We start from the raw sequence: 4,810 nt of genomic DNA, 5'->3' as shown, positions 1-4,810 counted from the left end.
ATAGAAGAAAAAGTGATTGAAGAAATGGAGCCATATCATATTTACCTCCCAGGGACAGAAGGTAAATTACTTTCACAGTTAAAAAATGAAACGATTTTACGCTCGCTCATTTTTGATGAAGAACATGAACGGTATGAATGCAAAGGCTTTTGCTTAGTCGATCACCCACTGACAGGACAACTTGGGAACTATACAAAATAAAGGGGAAAATTTGATGTATCAATATTTACAGAACGGTGAAATACTTAAAAAATTGGCGGTAGAGGCAGAAACAAAAGCAGCTCCTATTTATAAAAAAATAGAAGAGCGTATGGAGTCAAATCAATTTCGTGTCTTAAAAAGCTTCCAAAATCATCAGGTAAGTGATTTTCATTTTACCCCATCTACTGGATATGGCTATGATGATAATGGACGGGATACGCTTGAAAGTATCTTTGCAGAAGTATTAGGCGGTGAGGCAGGGCTGGTGCGTTCGCAAATCATTTCCGGCACACATGCGATCTCCATTGCTTTATTTGGGATTCTTCGTCCAGATGATGATCTTTTGTATATCACGGGGACCCCTTATGACACCCTTGAGGAAATTGTGGGGATTCGCGGTAAAGGAACCGGTTCATTGAAGGAATTCAAAATTGGCTATGATTCTGTTGCGTTAACCGAAGCAGGAAAAGTCGATTTTGACAGTGTGAAAAAGGCCATTACGCCTAAAACGAAGATGATTGGGATTCAGCGTTCTAAAGGATATGCAACGCGTCCATCGTTCACGATTGCTGAAATTGAGGAAATGATTAAGTTTGTAAAAGCAATTAACCCTGAACTAGTTGTTTTTGTTGATAACTGCTACGGGGAATTTGTTGAAGACCAAGAGCCGTGCCATGTAGGCGCAGATCTCATGGCAGGATCATTAATTAAAAACCCTGGCGGCGGTATAGTGAAAACGGGTGGATATATTGTCGGCAAAAAACCATTTGTCGAAGCTTGCTCGTACCGATTAACTTCACCAGGGATTGGAGCGGAAGCAGGGGCGTCGTTATATAGCCTTCAAGAAATGTATCAAGGCTTTTTCTTGGCGCCGCATGTAGTCGGACAAGCATTAAAAGGAGCTGTTTTCACTTCCGCTTTGTTAGAGATGCTTGGGATGAATACTTACCCGAAATGGGATGCCTATCGAACCGATTTAATTCAATCGGTCCAATTCGATGACCAAGATAAAATGGTAGCCTTCTGCCAAGCGATTCAATATTCATCTCCGATTAATTCACATGTTACTCCATACCCAGCCTATATGCCTGGCTATGAAGATGATGTCATTATGGCCGCAGGAACATTTATTCAAGGAGCCAGCATTGAATTAACTGCAGATGGCCCAACACGTGCGCCATTTGTGGCTTACGTGCAAGGTGGTTTAACCTATGAGCATGTTAAAATTGCTGTCCTAACAGCGGTAGATTCTTTACTCTCGAAAAATTTAATCACAGTAGGTTAATGATGATGTGCGGATATCCGCACGTCATCATTTTTATGTATTTATAAATTGTAATGAGTATAAGCTACTAATCATATAAAATATCTTTCTTTTAGAATTTGTGGAATAGCGCTGGAATTTGTTCCTTTATTTTCAATTAGAGTTAGGGATTTACTTGTTTGAACCTTATGCTACAGGGAATGAATAAGAGAGTAAGAGGCGATGGAAATTTTGTGTTAGAAAACATAACATTTAATTGACATATTATCTTACATAGAATAAGATAGAATTATAAGAAAACAATATAAGTAATAAAGGAGGATGCTAGGATGAGCGGCAACAATATTCGGCGTTCGATGCCTCTTTTCTCAATCGGAATTGTGATGCAGCTGACAGAGTTGTCCGCGCGCCAAATTCGTTATTACGAAGAGCATCAATTAATTACTCCTATGAGAACGGAAGGCAACCGCCGGCTATTCTCTTTAAATGACATCGATCGCCTACTTGAAGTGAAAGATCTTTTAGAACAAGGAATTAACTTAGCAGGTATTAAAAAAATTTTTTCCGTAAAAGAAGAAGTTGAAGTGGAAACAGAAACAATTAAGCAAGCTGAAAAAATAAGACGTGACCTTACAGATGTAGAGTTACGCAAGCTGCTTCGAGCCGAACTTTTACAAGGTGGGAAGAATCGTACATCACTTCGTCAAGGAGACATGTCACGTTTTTTCCATTAAAATATTATTAACTATTAAACAACTATCTAGGGGGAATTTGAAAAATGGCAAAGTATACACGTGAAGATATCACTCGTTTAGCGAAAGAAGAAAACGTAAAGTATATTCGTCTTCAATTTACGGATATTCTTGGAACAATCAAGAACGTTGAAATTCCAGTAAGCCAATTAGAAAAAGCTCTCGATAATAAAATGATGTTTGATGGTTCATCTATCGAAGGTTTTGTACGCATCGAAGAATCGGATATGTATTTATATCCAGACTTAAGTACATGGGTAATCTTCCCTTGGACATCTGAAAAAGGGAAAGTAGCTCGCTTAATCTGTGACATCTATAATACAGATGGTACACCTTTTGATGGAGATCCACGTGCAAACCTTAAACGAATTCTACAAGAAGCAAAAGACCTTGGTTTCACTAATTTCAACTTAGGACCTGAGCCGGAATTCTTCCTTTTCAAACTAGATGCTAATGGTGAACCAACTCTAGAACTTAACGATAAAGGCGGCTATTTTTATTTAGCTCCAACCGATCTTGGCGAAAACTCCCGTCGTGATATCGTACTTGAGCTGGAAGAAATGGGCTTTGAAATTGAAGCGTCACACCATGAAGTAGCTCCTGGACAACACGAAATTGATTTCAAATATGCAGATGCTATCTCTGCTTGTGATAATATCCAAACGTTTAAATTAGTGGTTAAAACAATCGCACGTAAGCATGGTCTGCATGCGACATTCATGCCAAAACCATTGTTTGGTGTAAACGGATCAGGCATGCACTGTAACGTTTCCCTATTCAAAGGAAATGAAAATGCATTCTACGATAAAGATGGAAAACAAGAACTAAGCAAAACAGCTGAACAATTTATCGCTGGTATCATTAAGCATGCACCAAGCTTTACAGCGATCACAAACCCAACTGTTAACTCATACAAACGTCTAGTACCTGGATACGAAGCACCATGTTATGTGGCTTGGTCATCTAAAAACCGTTCACCGCTAGTTCGTATTCCTGCATCACGCGGCATCTCAACACGCGTTGAAGTACGCAGCGTCGATCCAGCAGCGAATCCATACCTAGCACTTGCAGTTCTACTTAAAGCAGGTCTTGACGGTATTAAAAACGAATTAACACCGCCAGCACCAGTTGACCGTAACATCTATGTTATGACTAAAGAAGAACGCGAAGAAGAAGGCATCGTTGACCTTCCAGCAACACTATACGCAGCACTAGAAATTCTAAAAGCTGACCCAGTTATGTCTTCCGCACTTGGCGATCACATCCTAGAACACTTCGTCGAAGCGAAAGAAATCGAATGGGATATGTTTAGAACGCAAGTCCACCCATGGGAACGCGAACAATATATGAGCATGTATTAATGCTCAGAGCCCTTGATACTATTGGTATCGAGGGCTTTTTTTAATTTTGGTCACAGCACCTGTTTGTCGGTTCGTAAAACTTTGACCAAAATACGACCAAAATTATTTTAAAATGTTTTTATATGCTCCTCAAATTTTTCGTTACGGTCTTTTTCAATTTTCTTAGAGATATGGGAATAAACATCAGCTGTAATCTGAACGCTGCCATGACCTAAACGTTCTTGAATGTATTTCATATCGGCACCGGACTCGAGTTGTAATACGGCATGAGTATGTCGTAATGAATGAATAGGAAGAGGGGGATGGTCAAATCGTTTTAATATCCTTGAGAAGGAGTTAAATAAACTCGATTTCGGCATGAAATTACCATCCTTTCTACATAAAACTAAATTTAAGTCGTGATGGTACACTTCGTTAAGAGAGATTTTATTTTGGTTTTGATATTTTTTGTGAAAATGTAGGTCGTTGGCTAACGATTGACTTATAGTTATTATTCGCTTGGAATTGTAAGTCTTTGTGTCACCGAACAGATCCTCATTTTGCTTTGCTTGAAAATCTAAAGTCTTATTAATAGATATGGTTTTCTCCTTTAAATCGATATCCGTCCATTGTAAGGCGGCTGCCTCTCCTTTTCTCATTCCAGTTTCAATTAGCACCTTGAAAAAGATCCAATAAATATAACCGTAAGCATAGGCCTCTTTATAAAAAGTATTGATATGTTCGGAATCCATATATTTTAATCCTTCATCAGGGCGATTTTTTGCTCTGATTTTTACTCCATCACATGGATTTTTTTCGACTTTGTTCCATGCGATAGCTTTTGAAAAAGCAGCGTACATAGTCCCGTGAATTATTTCTACTGTTCGTTTGCTATAACCCTGATCACATAAATGATTTATAAATTTTTGATACATGATTGGCTTAACATCCCAACTGAATGTATTTGAAATAAGACAATATATACTTTCTGATGTTTTTTTTATGTATTATTCGAGTATTTTTTCTTATATCGACTTTATGCTCATCTAACCATATTTCTAAAAAACTCTTTAAAGATATGGGGACTTGTTCGAAACCTTCTTTTATTTGGCGCTCCATTTCAGTAGCGGCAATTTGCGCTTCCTTTTTGGTAGTGAATCCACTTGAAGACTTTATTTTATATTTTTGTGTATATGGATCCTTGTATGAAATTCGGTATTCCCACTTGTTTCCTCGTTTTCTATAGGTAGCCA

Annotated in this window: 3 protein-coding genes and 2 pseudogenes; 4 read left to right on the top strand and 1 reads right to left on the bottom strand. The window is 38.2% G+C overall.

The window, feature by feature from the left end:
* The 4 genes and pseudogenes from AC52RT_RS15460 to glnA form a co-directional block, all read left to right on the top strand.
* A pseudogene (locus AC52RT_RS15460) lies at nucleotides 1-201 on the top strand (GTPase HflX); the annotation flags it as partial.
* 13 nt (nucleotides 202-214) lie between these two features.
* Nucleotides 215-1,486, top strand: a complete 1,272-nt coding sequence (locus AC52RT_RS15455) for a methionine gamma-lyase family protein (protein ID WP_495541567.1) — start codon at nucleotides 215-217, stop codon at nucleotides 1,484-1,486.
* Between the two features lie 308 nt (nucleotides 1,487-1,794).
* Nucleotides 1,795-2,199 carry a MerR family transcriptional regulator gene (locus tag AC52RT_RS15450; protein ID WP_040373165.1) on the top strand — a complete coding sequence of 135 codons (405 nt, stop codon included), beginning with the start codon at nucleotides 1,795-1,797 and terminating at the stop codon, nucleotides 2,197-2,199.
* Between the two features lie 44 nt (nucleotides 2,200-2,243).
* Complete coding sequence (gene glnA / locus AC52RT_RS15445) at nucleotides 2,244-3,578, top strand: type I glutamate--ammonia ligase (protein ID WP_495541566.1); 1,335 nt, start codon at nucleotides 2,244-2,246, stop codon at nucleotides 3,576-3,578.
* A gap of 107 nt (nucleotides 3,579-3,685) precedes the next feature.
* Here glnA and AC52RT_RS15440 read toward each other — a convergent pair.
* Nucleotides 3,686-4,810: pseudogene (locus AC52RT_RS15440) on the bottom strand (site-specific integrase); the annotation flags it as partial.

It is taken from the genome of Peribacillus sp., from assembly GCF_059453735.1.
Note: the sequence above shows the minus strand (reverse complement) of the source record. Positions and strands in the feature narration are given on the sequence as shown.